The following is a 14967-nucleotide window of genomic DNA, read 5'->3' on the forward strand; positions in this document are numbered from 1 at the left end:
AAGCGCGAGTCAGGAATCCTGACGACCTGTTAGGCCAGCTATGATCCAGCTTCCCTCGCTGACCAGCCTTCGCGCCTTCGAGGCCGCCGCCCGGCTGGGTGGGTTCTCGGCCGCCGCCCGCGAGCTGAACGTCACCCACGCGGCCGTCGCGCAGCAGGTTCGGGGGCTGGAGACGTCCTTGGGCGTGACCTTGCTGGAACGGGCCGGGCGGGGCCTCGCCCTGACATCCGAAGGGGAGCGGCTGGCTGCGGCGCTGGCCGCCGGCTTCGAGACCATCGCGGCCGCCGTGCAGGAGGTGCGTGCGGGCGAGGACGGCCGGCCGCTTCAGGTGACGCTGACCCCCGCCTTCGCCAGCCAATGGCTGGTGCCGCGCCTGGGGCGCTTCTGGGCGCGCCATCCGGAGGTGCCGATCTCCCTGCATCCCGACCGGCAGGTCGTGGATCTGGCCCGGACCGGGATGGATCTCGCCATTCGCCTGGGCGAAGGGCAATGGACAGGACTCGAATCCGAGCTGCTGGTGCCGGCCGCCTACACGGTGGTGGGAGCGCCGTCGCTGCTGGGCGACCGCGACCGGCTCGACCCGCCGCAGATGGCGGCCCTGCCCTGGATCTTCGAGGAAGGCTCGCACGAGGAGCGGGCCTGGCTGCGCCGGATCGGCCTCGACCCGGACGCGCTCCAGGCGACGACGATGCCGACCGAGGAGCTGGCGCTCTCGGCCGCGCGGTCGGGCTATGGGCTGTACGTGGAACTCTTGGCGCTGCTGGGGGACGACCTGGCCTCGGGTCGCCTGCGCGCCGTCCACGCCGCGACCGATCCGCGCTTCGGCTTCTGGATGGTGCGCCGGCCGATGCCGCCGCGACGGGCGCTGCGCCGGTTCATGGCCTGGCTGCGCGCCGAGGCCGGCTAGGGATGTTTCACGTGAAACGGCGCCCCTATTTGGGGCTGCGCTTGGCCAGGATGCGCTGGAGCGTCCGCCGGTGCATCCCCAGCCGCCGGGCCGTTTCCGAGACGTTGCGGTCGCACATCTCGTAGACGCGCTGGATATGCTCCCACCGCACGCGGTCGGCGCTCATCGGGTTCTCGGGCGGGTCCGGGAGGTCCCCCTCGCCCGAGAGGAGCGCGCGCGTCACCTCGGCGGCGTCGGCGGGCTTGGACAGGTAGTCGATGGCGCCGATCTTGACGGCGGCCACCGCGCTGGCGATGGCGCCGTAGCCGGTCAGCACGATCACCCGGGCGTCGTCGCGCACCTCGCGCAGCCGCTCCACCACGTCGAGCCCGTTGCCGTCCCCGAGCCGCAGGTCCACGACGGCGAAGGCCGGCGGCCGGAGCGCGATGGCCGACAGCGCCGCCGCGACGGAGCCCGCCATCTCAACCCGGAACCCGCGCCGCTCCATCGCGCGGCCGAGGCGGCGCAGGAAGGCCTCGTCGTCATCGACCAGCAGGAGCGTGGGGTCGGGACCGAGGTCCAGGGACTCGGACGGATGGTCGGGTGCGGGGAGCGGGCCATCGGGCGACATGGCTCGACAATAGTCGCCGCCGGCCGGTTTTCAATGCGCCACGGGACGAGGCGCCGTCAGGCCGCCGCCCTGGCGAAGCATTCGAGCTTGTCGGCCACATCCTCCGGGGTGGCGTCGCGGCCGACGAAATCGACGAACCCGGCCTCCGGCAGCACGAGATAGCTGAAGGTGGAATGGTCCATCTGGTAATACTCGGGATCGCCGTCCTGCCTGGCGTAGTAGACCCGGTAGGCGCGGGCGGCCTCGGCCACCTGCTCCGCGTCCCCCGTGAGCCCGACCATGCGCGGGTGGAACGCCTGGGCGTAGCTGTCCACGACCTCGGGGGTGTCGCGCTCCGGATCGACCGAGATGAAGACCGGCGTGGCCTCCACGCCCCGCTCGGCCAGGAGATCGACCGCCTGGGCGTTGCGGGCGTTGTCGAGAGGGCACACGTCGGCGCAGGAGGCGAAGCCGAAGTAGACGATGGAGGGAGCCGTGATGACGTCGCGGTCGGTGACGGTTCGCCCCGTCCCATCCACCAGGGTGAACGGCCCGCCGATGTCGCCGCCGGCCACCTGTCCGTCCCGGCAGTCCGCGAAGGCGTCGGACGCGCCTCCCAGCCGTGGCGCCAGGGCCATGCCCGCGACGCCCGCGAGGACCACCGCCCCGGCGGCGAGAGCGAAGGTTCTGGTCCGCATGAGCGTTCCTCCTAGCTGTTCGGAACCTAGATCGGTCTGTCGGCGGAGCGCGGCAATGCGCCCATCCGCCGCAAGGAGGCGTCCCTGCTGAGCCCGGATCCCCTGCCCCGCTGGTCGGCCTCGCCCGATCTCGCCCATCCGCGCGACTGGGTGCCGCTGCGGACGCTGACCGTCCTGCGCTGGCTGGCCATCGGCGGGCAGGTCGCGGCGCTGGTGGCGGCGGACCGCCTGCTGGGCCTCGGCATCGCGACCGGCGCGGCGTCCCTCGCCATCGGAGCCTCGGTACTGGTCAACCTCGTGGCGACCTTCACCGCTCCCCGCACCCGCCGCCTCACGGAGCGGGAGGCGACGCTCCTCCTCACCTTCGACATCCTCCAGCTCGGGCTGCTGCTCGCGCTGACCGGGGGGCTCAACAACCCCTTCGCCGTGCTCCTCCTCGCGCCCGTCACCATCGCCGCCAGCGTCCTCGACCCCCGGACCACGCTGGTCCTGGGCGGCCTCACCGTCACCGTCATCACCGCGATCGGGCCCTGGCACGTGCCCCTGCTGACGCCCGAGGGCCCGCTCGAGACGCCGCGCCTGTTCCTGGGGGGCTTCTGGGTCGCCCTGACGATCGGCGTCGGGTTCCTGGGCCTCTACGCCCGCAGCGTCACCGCCGAGATGACCGCCATGAGCGACGCCCTCGTGGCGACTCAGCTCGCGCTCAGCCGGGCGCAGCGCCTGTCCGATCTCGACGGCGTCGTGGCCGCCGCCGCGCACGAGCTGGGCACCCCCCTCGCCACCATCAAGCTCGTGTCGAGCGAGATGATCGAGGAGATCCGGGACCGGCCCGAGCTGGCGCCCCTGCTGGAGGATGCCCGGCTGCTGCACGCCCAGGCCGACCGCTGCCGCGACATCCTGCGCTCCATGGGCCGCGAGGGGCGGCGCGACCCCTATCTCGACCGCGCCCTGTTCGAGGCCGTCCTGCGCGAGGCGGCCGAGCCGCACCTGTCCCGCGGCAAGGCGGTGGACATCGTGGTGGCCGAAGGCCGCCAGCCCGAGATCCCCCGGCGTCCCGAGATCGTCCACGGCCTGCGGAACCTCGTCCAGAACGCGGTCGATTTCGCGACCGCGCGCGTGGACATCCGCCTCGACTGGAGCCCCGACCGGCTTCGCGTCCGCATCCACGACGACGGCCCGGGCTTCGCGCCCGCCCTCCTCGACCGCATCGGCGACCCCTTCATGCGCGGCCGGTCCCCCGGCCGGCCGCCCTCCCCCGAGGGGGACCGGGCCCGGCCGGGATACGAGGGCATGGGCCTGGGCCTGTTCATCGCCAAGTCGCTGCTGGAGCGCACCGGCGCGCGGCTCGCCTTCGCCAACGACGCCTCGGGCGGCGCCGTGGTCGTCGTGAGCTGGCCGCCCGCCATGCTGGCCGCGCCGCAACCGCAGGACGGCTCCTGATCCGCCAGCGCCCCGTCGGCAGCGCCCGCGCACCATCTCCAGCCGGTTAACCCCTGATTAACCTTTTATCCCCAGGTTATCCCCATCAGCGGGAGCGGGATCGAAGGATGCTGGAGACGCTCGACATCGTCAGATCTGGGGTATTCGCCTTCGCGGCGGCCTCCGCTATCGTCCTCACGCTCGAAGGCTGGAACCGCGTGGCGGCCCGGCGAGGCGCGCGTCCCGCCGGCCGGGCCGTGTTCCTCTTCGAGGGCGGGGAGCTCGTGGACGCCTCGCCGGCCGGCCGTCGCCTCCTGCACGGCACGCGCCGGGCCGAATCCGACCTCGGGCGGCTGCTGTCGATCCTGTCGCGGGGCTTCGGGACCGACCTGGGCCAGCGGCTGGACGCCCTGTCCTCCGCCGGACGCCTGCTCCTCGTCTCGCAGGTGGGCGCCGGCACCCTCGAGGCGGTCGTGGCCGCCGGCCGGCTGCGCCTCACCCTGACGCCCGCCGCCGAGGGTGCCTCGGCCGTCGATCGCCTGTCCCTGGAGGCCGCCGAGGCCGAGCTGGCCCTCCTGCGCGGCTTGGCCGAATCGGCGCCGCAGCCGATCTGGGTCGTCGATGGGTCCGGCCGGCTGTCCTGGGCCAACGCCTCCTATCTCGCCCTCGCGGACAAGGTCCGCTCGCCGGCCGACGATCCGGAGAAGGCGGCGATGGTGCGGGCGCTCTGGCCGCTGATCCCGCTCTTCGAGGTGCCCCAGGACCTCTGGGACGGCCGGTGCCGACAGGCCCGGATGTCGCTCGCGCCGGTCTCGGGGACCGAGGAGCTCTGGTACGACGTCACGAGCATCCGGCGCGGCGAGGGCAGCCTCCATCTGGCCAGCGACGTGGGCGGCCTCGTGATGGCCGACTCCGCGCGCGAGCACGTCGTCCAGACCCTGTCCCGGACCTTCGCCCATCTGCGGACGGGCCTCGCCATCTTCGACCGCGACCGGCGGCTCGTGCTGTTCAATCCGGCGTTGGTCGAGCTCACCGGGCTGCCGGTCGGCTTCCTCAGCAGCCAGCCCCTGGTGCAGGCGGTCCTCGACCGCCTGCGCGACGCCCGGATCCTGCCCGAGCCCCGCGACGGCGCCACGTGGCACGACGCGGTCGCCGCCATCGAGGACGCCGCGACCGAGGGGCAGCTCTCCGAGACCTGGACCCTTCCCGGGGGCCAGACCTACCGCGTCACCGGTCGCCCCCATCCCGACGACGCCCTGGCCTTCCTGTTCGAGGACATCAGCGACGAGGCGGGGCTGACGCGCCGCCAGCGGGACGAGATCGACCTTGGGCACGCCGTGCTGGACGCCATGGACGAGGGCATCGCCGTCTTCGCCCCCTCCGGCGCGCTGAGCTGGACGAACGCGGCCTATGACCGGCTCTGGGGCGGCGCGGGGGACGCCGGCCGCGACCTGCCCGGAGAGGTCGGCCGCTGGGAGCGGGGCTGTCGCCCCTCCGCCGCCTGGGCCGGTCTGCGCCGGCGGGAACGCCCGCACGGCGTCCAGGACGCCTCGATCGTCCACGCCGATGGCCGGGGCCTCGCCCTCCGGATCGTCGCCCTGCCGCGAGGCGGCACGATGGCGAGGTTCCTCCGGCTGGACACGGATGAGCCCGCCCTTGCCGGAGGGGTCGGGACGCTGGTCCCGACCGCGACGGCCCGCGAGGCCGCGCCGATCGGGGCCTGACCGGACGGGCCGGCCACGGTCCGCCCGCGTCCGTCGGGTCGGGGCCGCCCCGGGGCTGGCGGCAGGACGACCGACTGCGTAATCTCGCGTCCATGCTGCTGGCCGGCCCCCTTCATCTTCCGACCGAGGCCGACACGGCCCGCCTTGCCGCGCGTCTCGCGCCCCGGCTGGGCCCCGGGGACACGATCCTGCTGTCGGGTCCGCTCGGCGCGGGCAAGTCGGCCTTCGCGCGGGCCCTGATCCGCGCCCGACTCGACGATCCGGCGGCCGAGGTTCCGTCCCCGACCTTCACCCTGGTCCAGACCTATGGCGAGGGCGGGGACAGCCTCTGGCACGCCGACCTGTATCGCCTGTCCCACCCCGACGAGGTGGCCGAGCTGGGCCTCCTCGCCGCCATGGAGGAGGCGATCTGCCTGATCGAATGGCCCGACCGCCTGGGGCCCTTCACGCCCGTCGGGGCGCTCCGGCTCGACCTGGAGCCCGCCCCGGACGAGGCCCGCCGCGCCACCTTCTCGGGGCCGGCCGGCTGGGCCCCCCGCCTCGGAGGGCTCGATGGCTGACGCGACCCTGGCCGAGACCCCGGAGGCGTTCCTGGCCGGCTCGCCCGCCGCCGGCTGGGTCCGCGCGCCCCTCGCCGGGGACGCCTCGGGGCGTCGCTACGAGCGGCTGACCGGCCCCGGCGGGCGCACGGCGATCCTGATGGACGCCCGCTCCGAGCCCGGCTCGCTCGCCCCCTTCCTGCGGATCGGCGCGCATCTGCGCGCCCTGGGCCTGCGCGCGCCGGAGGTGCTGGCCGAGGGACGCGGGCTTCTCCTGCTCGAAGACCTCGGCCCCCACACCATGGCCGCCTGGCTGACCGGACGGCCGGGCGAATCGCACCTCCTCTACGGCAGCGCCATCGACCTGCTTGCCCGGCTCCAGATCGCACCGCCCCCGGGCGGCCTCATGGCCCTGACGCCCGAGCGGGCCGCCGGGATGATCGCCCCGCTCTGGGAGCATTACGCGCCCATGACGGACTCCCGCCGGATGGCCGACCTGACGTTCCGCCTGCGCGAGGCGCTGGAGCGCCATGCCCCCGACGCCACCGTCCTGTCGCTGCGCGACTACCACGCCGAGAACCTGATCTGGCGGCCCGACCGCGAGGGGACGGACCGCGAGGGGACGGACCGGCTGGGCCTGCTCGACTTCCAGGACGCCGTGCTCGCGCCGCCCGAATACGATCTGGCCTCCCTCCTCCGGGACGCCCGGCGCGACACCGATCCCGCGCTCCGCGCCGCGATGACCCGCCGCTTCGCCGAGGCCACGGGGCGCGACGCGGCCCGGGTCGCCGCCGCCGCCGCCGTCCTGGGGGTGCAGCGCAACCTCCGCATCCTCGGCATCTTCGCCCGCCTCGCCCACGAGCGCGGCAAGCCCGCCTACCTGCGTCTGCTCCCCCGCGTCCACGCCCACCTGCTGGACGACCTCGCCCATCCGGCGCTGGCCCCGCTGGCCGACCTCGCCCGCGCCGCCGTCCCCTCGCCCGGGTCCCTTCCATGAAGCCTCGCGCCGCCATGATCTTCGCGGCGGGTCTCGGCACCCGCATGGGCGCGCTCACGGCCGACCGGCCCAAGCCGCTGATCGAGGTCGGGGGCCGCCCGCTGATCGACCAGGCCCTCGCCCACGCGCGGGACGCGGGGGCCGATCCGGTGGTGGTCAACGTGCATTACCGCGCCGACCAGCTCCGCGCGCACCTCGCCCCCCACGCCGTCCGCATCGCCGACGAGACCGAGCGCCTGCTCGAAACCGGCGGCGGCCTCAGGGCGGCGCTGCCGCTGCTCGGCCCCGGCCCGGTCTGGACCCTCAACAGCGACGCCGCCTGGACCGGCCCGAACCCGCTCCGCGCGCTGGCCGGGGCGTGGCGGCCCGGCATGGAGGCGCTCCTCCTCCTGATCCCCCGGTCGCGCGCCCTGGGCTACGCGGGGGCGGGCGACTTCGATCTCGACGCCACGGGACGGCTCGCGCGCGGGACCGGCTACGTCTACACCGGCGCGCAGATCCTCCGCACCGAAGGGCTGGCCGAGATTCCCGATCCCGTCTTCTCCCTGAACCGCCTCTGGGACCGCGCCGCCGCGCGCGGCCGCCTCCACGGCCTCGTCCACGACGGCCACTGGTGCGACGTGGGCCGGCCCGAGAACCTCGCCCTCGCCGAATCCCTCCTGCGCGAAGGGGCCGCCTGATGTTCGCCTCCCCCGGCCCGCGCCTCTTCGGCCTCCCCCCCGGCACCGACTTCGCGACCGAGATGCTGCGCGGCCTCGCCCAGAGGCTCGACGGCCAGCCGCCCGAAGCCTGGGCGCGCGTCACGGTCTACGTCCCCACCCGCCGGATGCAGCGCCGCCTGCGCGAGGCCTTCGACTCCGGCGCGGCCCGCATGGTGCCGCGCATCCGCCTCGTCAGCGACGTGGCGCTCGACCCCATCGGCGCGGACCTGCCCGCCCCGGTCCCGGCCCTCCGCCGCCGGCTGGAGCTGTCGCAGCTCGTCGCCGCCCTCCTGGCGCAGGAGCCCGGCCTCGCCCCCCGCGCCCGGCTCTTCGATTTGTCCGACAGCCTCGCCGACCTCATGGAGGAGATGCAGGGCGAGGGCGTGCCCCCCTCGGCCATCGCCGCGCTCGGCGTGGAGGACATGTCCGGCCACTGGGAACGCTCGCTGCGCTTCCTGCGAATCCTCGAACCCTGGTTCGAGGCCGAGGGCGCCCCCGACGGCGACGCCCGGATGCGCCGCGTGGTGGAGCGGCTGGAACGCGCCTGGCTCGCCGACCCGCCCGCCGATCCCATCCTCGTCGCCGGGGCCACCGGCTCGCGCGGGGCGACCATGCGGCTCATGGAGGTGGTGGCCCGCCTGCCGCAGGGGGCGGTGGTGCTGCCCGGCTTCGACCCCGACCTGCCCCCGCCCATCTGGGAGCGCCTCGACAGCCCGCTCACCGGCGAGGATCATCCCCAGTTCCTCTACGCGGGCCTGCTGCGCCGCCTGGGCCTCGCGCCCGGCGAGGTGCCCTCCTGGTCCGGCGCCGGGCCCCCCTGCCCGCCCCGCGCGCGGCTCGTCTCCCTGGCGATGCGCCCGCCGCCCGTGACGGACCAGTGGCTCACCGAGGGCCCGAGCCTCGGCGACCTCGCCCCGGCCTGCGGCCGGCTCACGCTGATCGAGGCCCCCTCGCCGCGCCTGGAGGCCGAGGCCATCGCCCTGCGGATGCGCGAGGCCATCGCCGAGGGCCGCACCTGCGCCCTTGTCACGCCCGACCGGACGCTGACCCGCGCCGTCGCCGCCACGCTCGACCGCTGGGGCGTGGCCCCGGACGACAGCGCCGGCGAGCCGCTGCCCCTCTCGCCTCCGGGTCGCCTGCTCCGGCAGGTCGCGGACCTGCGGGGCGCGCGGCCCAGCGGCGAATCGCTGCTGTCGCTGCTCAAGCACCCGCTCTGCCACGCCGGCGGCGACCGGGGGGCGCACCTGCGCCGCACCCACGCGCTGGAGCTGCAACTGCGCCGCAAGGGGCCGCCGCAGCCCGATGCGCGCACGATCCGCGCCTTCGCCGAAGGGCAGGCCGGCCACGATCCGGCGGTCGCGCCCTGGGCCGACTGGCTGGCCGACCTCCTCGACCGGCTCCGCCCGCGCGGGGACCTGCCCCTCGCCGAGCACGTGGCCGACCACCTCGCCCTGGCCGAGGCCGCGACGACCGGCCCCCACGAGGTTCCCCACCCCGCCCTCTGGCAGGAGGCCGCCGGGCGCGAGGCGCGGCGCGTCTGCGAGCAGCTCGTCCGCCACGCCGACGCCGGCGGGCGGCTCTCGCCCCGCGACTACGCCGCCCTCTTCGACGGCGTGCTCGGCACCGCCGAGGTGCGCGACCGCGACCGGGGCCACCCGCAGGCGCTGATCTGGGGTCCGCTGGAGGCGCGGGCGCAGGGGGCCGACCTCGTGATCCTGGGCGGCATGAACGAGGGCGTCTGGCCCCCCGCCGCCGCGACCGATCCCTGGCTGAACCGCCGGATGCGCGGGACCGCCGGCCTGCCCCTGCCCGAAAGGCGCATCGGGCAGGCGGCGCTCGACTATACGCTGGCGCTCGGCGCCCCCGAGGCGTGGATCACCCGCGCGGTCCGCACCGACGAGGCCCCCACCGTCCCCTCCCGCTGGCTGAACCGCCTCCTCAACCTCATGGAGGGCCTGCCCGGGCAGGGCGGCCCCGAGGCCATCGCGGCCATGCGCGCCCGGGGACGCGGCTGGCTGGCCCGCGCCGCCGCCCTGTCGCGCCCGGCGGCCTGCCAGGAGGCCGCCCCGCGCCCCTCGCCGCGCCCGCCGGCGGCGCACCGGCCCCGTCGCATCTCGGTCACCGCCCTCGACCGCCTGCGCCGCGACCCCTATTCCGTCTACGCCGAGACGATCCTGCGGCTTCCCGCGCTCGACCCCCTCACCGCCGAACCCGACGCGCCCCTGCGCGGCACCGTCATGCACAAGGCCCTGGAACGGTTCATCGGAGCGGGCGTCCCTCCCGACGGACCCGAGGCGCTGCCCCGCCTCCTGCAAACCGCGTCCGAGGTGTTCGAGTCCGACTGCGCCTGGCCCGTGATGCGCCGGCTCTGGCTCGCGCACCTCGCCCGGGTCGCGCCGGAGTTCCTGCGGGACGAGATCGGACGACGGGTCAGGGCCACGCCCAGCCTGTTCGAGACCAAGGGCGAGATCGAGGTGCCCGGCCTCGGCATCACGCTGGTGGCCAAGGCCGACCGGATCGACCTGACGCCGGATCGACGGGCGGTGATCCTCGACTACAAGACCGGCCAGGTGCCCACCGAGAAGCAGCAGAAGCTCTTCGCCAAGCAGCTCCTCCTCATGGCGGCCATGGCCGAGCGCGGGGCCTTCGGCGCGCTGGGGGCGATCCGGGTCGCCGAGGCGGCGTTCGTGGGCCTGGGCTCCACGCCCAAGGTGGTCCCCGCGCCCCTCCAGGACGTTTCCCTCGACGAGGTTTGGGACGAGCTGCAGGTCCTCCTCCGCGCCTGGATGGACCCGGCGCGCGGCTTCTCGTCCCGCATGATCGTGGAGCGGGAGGCCGAGGATGGCCCCTATGACCATCTTGCACGCTTCGGCGAATGGGATCACACGACCCCGGTGACGCCCGAGGACATGGTCTGATAGCGTCCTCCCGACGCCCATGACACCGGTGCCCGCGCCCGCATGACCGCCCCCCGCCCGAGTTTCCAGGCCGATCACCCGGCCTCCGAGCGGCAGCGCCAGGCCGCCGACCCGCTGGCCTCGACCTGGCTTTCGGCCAACGCCGGCTCGGGCAAGACGCGCGTGCTCACCGACCGGGTGGCGCGGCTGCTGCTGGCCGGGGTGGACCCGGCCAACATCCTCTGCCTCACCTACACCAAGGCGGCTGCCGCCGAGATGCAGACCCGGCTGTTCAAGCGGCTGGGCGGCTGGGCGATGAAGGAGGACGGCCGCCTCATCGAGGAGCTGCGCGGCCTCGGCCTGACCGAGGGGCTGGAGCCCGTGAACCTCCAGGAGGCGCGGCGGCTCTTCGCGCAGGCGCTGGAAACGCCGGGCGGCCTCAAGATCCAGACGATCCACGCCTTCTGCGCCTCGCTCCTGCGCCGCTTCCCCCTGGAGGCCGAGGTCTCGCCGCAGTTCCGCGAGCTGGACGACCGCGGCATGGCGCTCCTGCGCGCCGAGGTGGCCGAGGAGATGGCCATGGGCCCCCAGGCCCCGCTGGTGGACGCCGTGGCGCGGCACCTGTCGGGCGACGCCTTCGACAGGATGCTGGAGGCCGTCGCCGGCAAGCGCGACGCCTTCTGGCCCTGCCCCGCCGAAGCCGACCTCCGCGCCGTCCTCGACCTGCCCGGGGACGCCTGCGAGGAGTCGCTCCTCGCCTGCATCGAGAGCGCCGAGCGCCGCAAGCTGCTGCGCGACGTGGCCGAGCTCTGCGACGCGGGCGGCGTGAACGACCAGAAGGCCGCCACGGCGCTGCTGGCCGTCTGCGGGCACTCGCCGTTCCGGCTCGACTCCCTGGCCGATCTGGAGAAGCTGTTCCTCTACGGCGAGAGCGCCGAGAAAAGCGGCCCCTTCACCGCCAAGATCGGCGCCTTCCCCACCAAGGCGCTGCGCGGCAAGGCCCCCGACCTGATCGAGAGGCTGGAGGCGCTCATGCGCGACGTGGAGGCCGGGCGCGACCTCCGCCTCTGCCTCCAGGCCCATGCGAGGAACCGCGACCTCCACGCCTTCGCCGCCGCCTTCGTCGAGGCCTACGAGCGCCGCAAGCTCGCGCGCGGGCTCCTCGACTTCGACGACCTCATCGCCCGCGCCCGCCGGCTCCTGACCGACCCGGCGGTGGCGCAATGGGTGCTCTGGCGGCTCGACGGCGGCATCGACCACATCCTCGTGGACGAGGCGCAGGACACCTCGCCCGGCCAATGGGCGGTGATCGAGCGGCTGGCCGAGGAATTCGCCGCCGGCGAGGGCCGCGACCCCCAGCGCCGCCGCACGATCTTCGTCGTGGGCGACCGCAAGCAGTCGATATTCTCCTTCCAGGGCGCGGACGCCGAGGGCTTCGACCGGATGCAGGCGCATTTCCGCGAGAGGCTGGGCCGGATCGGCCAGACGCTCCAGTCCACCGCCCTCGAATACTCCTTCCGCTCCTCCGAGGCGGTGCTGCGCGTCGTGGACGCCACCTTCCGCGACCACGCGGGCCTGGGCGACGAGCCGCCCCGCCACCTCGCCTTCAAGGCCGGGATGCCCGGCCGCGTGGACCTCTGGCCCCCGATCCCCAAGACCGAGAAGGACAAGGACGACCGGCCCTGGACCGCCCCCGTCGATTCGGTGGACCCGGAGGACGCCTCGCAGGTCCTGGCCCGCCGCATAGCCGACGCCGTGCACCGCATGGTCCACCACGACAGCCTGCCCGTGGAGGCCAACGGCGTCTGGATGCGCCGCCCCGTCACGCCCGGCGACGTGATGATCCTGGTGCAGCGGCGCGGCGCGCTCTTCTCCGCCATCATCCGCGAGCTCAAGTCGCGCAACCTCGACGTGGCCGGCGCCGACCGGCTCAAGCTCAAGGGCGAGCTGGCGGTCCGCGACATCGAGGCCGTGCTGCGCGTCCTCGCCCTGCCCGACGATTCCCTGTCCCTCGCCTGCGCGCTCAAGTCGCCGCTCTTCGGCTGGACCGAACGGCAGCTCTACCGCCTCGCCCAGCCCCGGCCCGAGGGCCAGAGCCTCTGGGACGCGCTGCGCCAGGCCGGCCCCTGCGAGGCGCTGGCGATCCTCCACGACCTGCGGGACAAGGCCGACTTCCTGCGGCCCTACGACCTCGTGAACCGCCTGCTCCTGCGCCACGATGGCCGCCGCCGGCTCCTCGCCCGCCTCGGCCCCGAGGCCGAGGACGGCATCGACGCCTTCCTCGCCCAGGCCCTCGCCTACGAGGGCGAGGCCGTGCCCTCGCTGACCGGCTTCCTCGAATGGCGCGGCCAGGACGAGACCGACGTGAAGCGGCAGATGGACGCCGCCGGGGACCGCATCCGGGTGATGACCGTCCACGGCTCCAAGGGACTCGAAGCCCCCATCGTGCTCCTCCCCGACTGCGCCAGCCGCAGGCCGCCCACGCTGTCCCCGCTCTATCCCCTGCCCGGCCGGCGCCACGTCCTCTGGGCCTGCCCGGCGGCCGACATGCCGCGCGTCATGCGCGAACGGAAGGCGGCCCTCCTCGCCGCGCAGGAGGCCGAGCGGCGGCGGCTCCTTTACGTCGCCATGACGCGGGCCGAATCCTGGCTGGTGGTCTGCGCCGCCGGCGACTGCGGCCCCGAAAGCTGGCACGGCACGGTGCGCCAGGGCCTCGCGGCGCTCGAAGCGCCCGAGCATCCCTTCTTCGACGAGCCCGGCGGCCTCCGCTACGGCGGATGGGACCACCTGACCCCCATCCCCCGCCCCGACCGCCAGGACGCGCCGGACCCGACGCCCCCCGTCGATCTCGCGCCCGTGCCGTCCCCGCCGCCGCACGTCCAGGCGCGCGCGCCCTCGGACCTCGGCGGCGCCAAGATCCTCGACGACGAGGACGCCGACCAGGACCCCGAGGCCGTCCGCGCCCGCTCGCTCGCCCGCGGCCACCTGATGCACCTCGCGCTCGAGCACCTGCCCCGCACCTCGCCCGAGGCGGTCCTTTCGCTCCTCGCCGCCACCGAGGAGGCCGCGCTCGCCGGCGACCTGCCCGAGATCGTGGCCGAGGCGCGGGCCCTGATCGCCGCGCCCGGCCTCGCGGAGCTCTTCGGCCCCGGCTCGCTGGCCGAGGTGGAGCTGAGCGCCGAGGTGGAGGGCCTGGGCCGCCTGCACGGCCTCATCGACCGGCTGATCGTGACGCCCGAGGCGGTGACGGCGGTGGACTTCAAGACCAACCGCCTCGTCCCCGACACGCCCGAGCAGGTCCCCGAGGGCATCCTGCGCCAGCTCGGGGCCTACGTGGCGATGCTGGGCGCGCTCTATCCCGGCCGCGAGGCGCGGACGGCCGTGCTCTGGACGCGCGCGGCCCGGCTGATGCCGCTGCCCTCCGCCCTCGTCATGGCGGCCTTGCGCCGGGCGTCCGGCCCGCCGGGGCCGCCTTGACGCCCGGGGGCGCGGTCCATACCTTCCCCCTCCGACCCGTCGCGCCGTCCTCGACGCGACGCCCCTCTCAGGAGTGCCAACATGGCCAGCGTTCCCGTCACCGACGCGACCTTCGGGTCCGAGGTGCTGAATTCCCCCGTTCCCGTGGTCGTGGACTTCTGGGCCGAATGGTGCGGCCCCTGCCGGATGATCGGCCCGGCCCTCGAAGAGTTGTCGGCCCAGTATGGCGACCGCGTGAAGATCGCCAAGGTCAACGTGGACGAGAACCCGAACACCGCCGCCCAGCTCGGCGTGCGGGGCATCCCGGCGCTCTTCGTGTTCAAGGACGGCAAGCCCGTGTCGAACCGCGCCGGCGCCGCGCCCAAGGCCGCGCTCCAGGCCTGGATCGACTCGTCCATCTGATGGCCGGCAGCGATTTTCCCGGCTGGCACGGCACGACGATCCTGGCCGTCCGCAAGGGCGGCCGCGTCGTGGTGGCCGGGGATGGCCAGGTCTCGCTCGGGCAGACCGTCATCAAGGGGACGGCGCGCAAGGTGCGCCGCCTCTCGCCCGGCGGGCACCATGTCGTCGCGGGCTTCGCCGGCTCCACCGCCGACGCCTTCACGCTGCTGGAGCGGCTGGAGGCCAAGCTGGAGGCTTCGCCGGGCCAGCTCGCCCGCGCGGCGGTCGAACTCGCCAAGGACTGGCGCACCGACAAGTATCTCCAGAAGCTGGAGGCCATGCTGATCGTCACCGACGGCAGCGCCCTCCTCGTGGTGACGGGCGCGGGCGACGTGCTGGAGCCCGAGAACGACGTGGCCGCCATCGGCTCGGGCGGCAACTACGCGCTGGCCGCCGCGCGGGCGTTGATGGAGACCGACCTCGATGCCGAGGCCATCGCCCGCAAGGCCATGGCCATCGCGGCCGAGATCTGCGTCTACACCAACGGCAACCTGACGGTCGAGGCGCTGCCCGCCTGACCGCCGCTCCCTTGGCAGGCCCGATCCCCGGTCATACATGGGTCGCGACACCGAAGGACC

12 protein-coding genes are annotated in these 14967 nt (G+C 74.7%); 10 read left to right on the forward strand and 2 right to left on the reverse strand.

Annotated elements, in window-relative coordinates; translation table 11 throughout:
- The first annotated feature begins 40 nt into the window (after positions 1-40).
- Complete coding sequence (locus J2Z33_RS04775; protein WP_209838446.1) at positions 41-907, forward strand: LysR family transcriptional regulator; 867 nt, start codon at positions 41-43, stop codon at positions 905-907.
- Positions 908-932: 25 nt separating this feature from the next.
- On the opposite strand, the gene J2Z33_RS04780 is transcribed toward J2Z33_RS04775, so the two are convergent.
- Complete coding sequence (locus tag J2Z33_RS04780; protein ID WP_209838448.1) at positions 933-1517, reverse strand: ActR/PrrA/RegA family redox response regulator transcription factor; 585 nt, start codon at positions 1515-1517, stop codon at positions 933-935.
- A 56-nt stretch (positions 1518-1573) separates the two neighbouring features.
- The gene (locus J2Z33_RS04785) at positions 1574-2194 is read right to left on the reverse strand and encodes an SCO family protein (protein ID WP_209838450.1); all 621 of its coding nucleotides are present in this window, start codon (positions 2192-2194) and stop codon (positions 1574-1576) included.
- Between the two features lie 102 nt (positions 2195-2296).
- Between J2Z33_RS04785 and regB the strand changes: the two genes are divergently transcribed.
- The 9 genes from regB (at position 2297) to hslV (ending at position 14907) form a co-directional block, all read left to right on the forward strand.
- The gene (regB, locus tag J2Z33_RS04790) at positions 2297-3634 is read left to right on the forward strand and encodes a sensor histidine kinase RegB (RefSeq protein WP_209838780.1); all 1338 of its coding nucleotides are present in this window, start codon (positions 2297-2299) and stop codon (positions 3632-3634) included.
- Between the two features lie 107 nt (positions 3635-3741).
- Positions 3742-5337: a PAS-domain containing protein gene (locus J2Z33_RS04795; protein WP_209838452.1), complete on the forward strand. Its 1596-nt coding sequence runs from the start codon at positions 3742-3744 to the stop codon at positions 5335-5337.
- A 92-nt stretch (positions 5338-5429) separates the two neighbouring features.
- Entirely contained in the window at positions 5430-5897 is a 468-nt protein-coding gene (gene tsaE / locus J2Z33_RS04800; protein ID WP_209838454.1) for a tRNA (adenosine(37)-N6)-threonylcarbamoyltransferase complex ATPase subunit type 1 TsaE, read from the forward strand.
- Positions 5890-6873 carry an aminoglycoside phosphotransferase family protein gene (locus J2Z33_RS04805; RefSeq protein ID WP_209838456.1) on the forward strand — a complete coding sequence of 328 codons (984 nt, stop codon included), beginning with the start codon at positions 5890-5892 and terminating at the stop codon, positions 6871-6873. The genes tsaE and J2Z33_RS04805 overlap by 8 nt, the downstream gene beginning before the upstream one ends.
- A complete protein-coding gene (locus tag J2Z33_RS04810) occupies positions 6870-7553 on the forward strand; it encodes a nucleotidyltransferase family protein (RefSeq protein WP_209838458.1) in 684 nt (227 codons plus the stop codon). The genes J2Z33_RS04805 and J2Z33_RS04810 overlap by 4 nt, the downstream gene beginning before the upstream one ends.
- Complete coding sequence (addB, locus tag J2Z33_RS04815; protein WP_209838460.1) at positions 7553-10492, forward strand: double-strand break repair protein AddB; 2940 nt, start codon at positions 7553-7555, stop codon at positions 10490-10492. The genes J2Z33_RS04810 and addB overlap by 1 nt, the downstream gene beginning before the upstream one ends.
- 42 nt (positions 10493-10534) lie before the next feature.
- A complete protein-coding gene (gene addA / locus J2Z33_RS04820) occupies positions 10535-13948 on the forward strand; it encodes a double-strand break repair helicase AddA (protein ID WP_209838462.1) in 3414 nt (1137 codons plus the stop codon).
- 81 nt (positions 13949-14029) lie between these two features.
- Positions 14030-14350: a thioredoxin gene (trxA, locus tag J2Z33_RS04825; protein ID WP_209838464.1), complete on the forward strand. Its 321-nt coding sequence runs from the start codon at positions 14030-14032 to the stop codon at positions 14348-14350.
- Positions 14350-14907 (forward strand): ATP-dependent protease subunit HslV, encoded by a 558-nt coding sequence (gene hslV / locus J2Z33_RS04830; protein WP_209838465.1) that lies wholly within the window; start codon positions 14350-14352, stop codon positions 14905-14907. Before trxA ends, hslV begins: the two co-directional genes overlap by 1 nt.
- Positions 14908-14967: the final 60 nt, after the last annotated feature.

Origin of the sequence: Rubellimicrobium aerolatum (genome assembly GCF_017872975.1) — a bacterium.
GTDB classification, from domain to species: Bacteria; Pseudomonadota; Alphaproteobacteria; order Rhodobacterales; family Rhodobacteraceae; genus Rubellimicrobium; species Rubellimicrobium aerolatum.

Bases quoted from the DNA above. Each gene is read 5' to 3' on its own strand.
- tsaE (WP_209838454.1), top strand. From the start codon at position 5,430: ATGCTGCTGGCCGGCCCCCTTCATCTTCCGACCGAGGCCGACACGGCC.
- hslV (WP_209838465.1), top strand. From the start codon at position 14,350: ATGGCCGGCAGCGATTTTCCCGGCTGGCACGGCACGACGATCCTGGCC.
- J2Z33_RS04780 (WP_209838448.1), bottom strand. From the start codon at position 1,517: ATGTCGCCCGATGGCCCGCTCCCCGCACCCGACCATCCGTCCGAGTCC.
- J2Z33_RS04795 (WP_209838452.1), top strand. From the start codon at position 3,742: ATGCTGGAGACGCTCGACATCGTCAGATCTGGGGTATTCGCCTTCGCG.
- J2Z33_RS04805 (WP_209838456.1), top strand. From the start codon at position 5,890: ATGGCTGACGCGACCCTGGCCGAGACCCCGGAGGCGTTCCTGGCCGGC.
- J2Z33_RS04785 (WP_209838450.1), bottom strand. From the start codon at position 2,194: ATGCGGACCAGAACCTTCGCTCTCGCCGCCGGGGCGGTGGTCCTCGCG.
- J2Z33_RS04810 (WP_209838458.1), top strand. From the start codon at position 6,870: ATGAAGCCTCGCGCCGCCATGATCTTCGCGGCGGGTCTCGGCACCCGC.
- addA (WP_209838462.1), top strand. From the start codon at position 10,535: ATGACCGCCCCCCGCCCGAGTTTCCAGGCCGATCACCCGGCCTCCGAG.
- trxA (WP_209838464.1), top strand. From the start codon at position 14,030: ATGGCCAGCGTTCCCGTCACCGACGCGACCTTCGGGTCCGAGGTGCTG.
- addB (WP_209838460.1), top strand. From the start codon at position 7,553: ATGTTCGCCTCCCCCGGCCCGCGCCTCTTCGGCCTCCCCCCCGGCACC.
- J2Z33_RS04775 (WP_209838446.1), top strand. From the start codon at position 41: ATGATCCAGCTTCCCTCGCTGACCAGCCTTCGCGCCTTCGAGGCCGCC.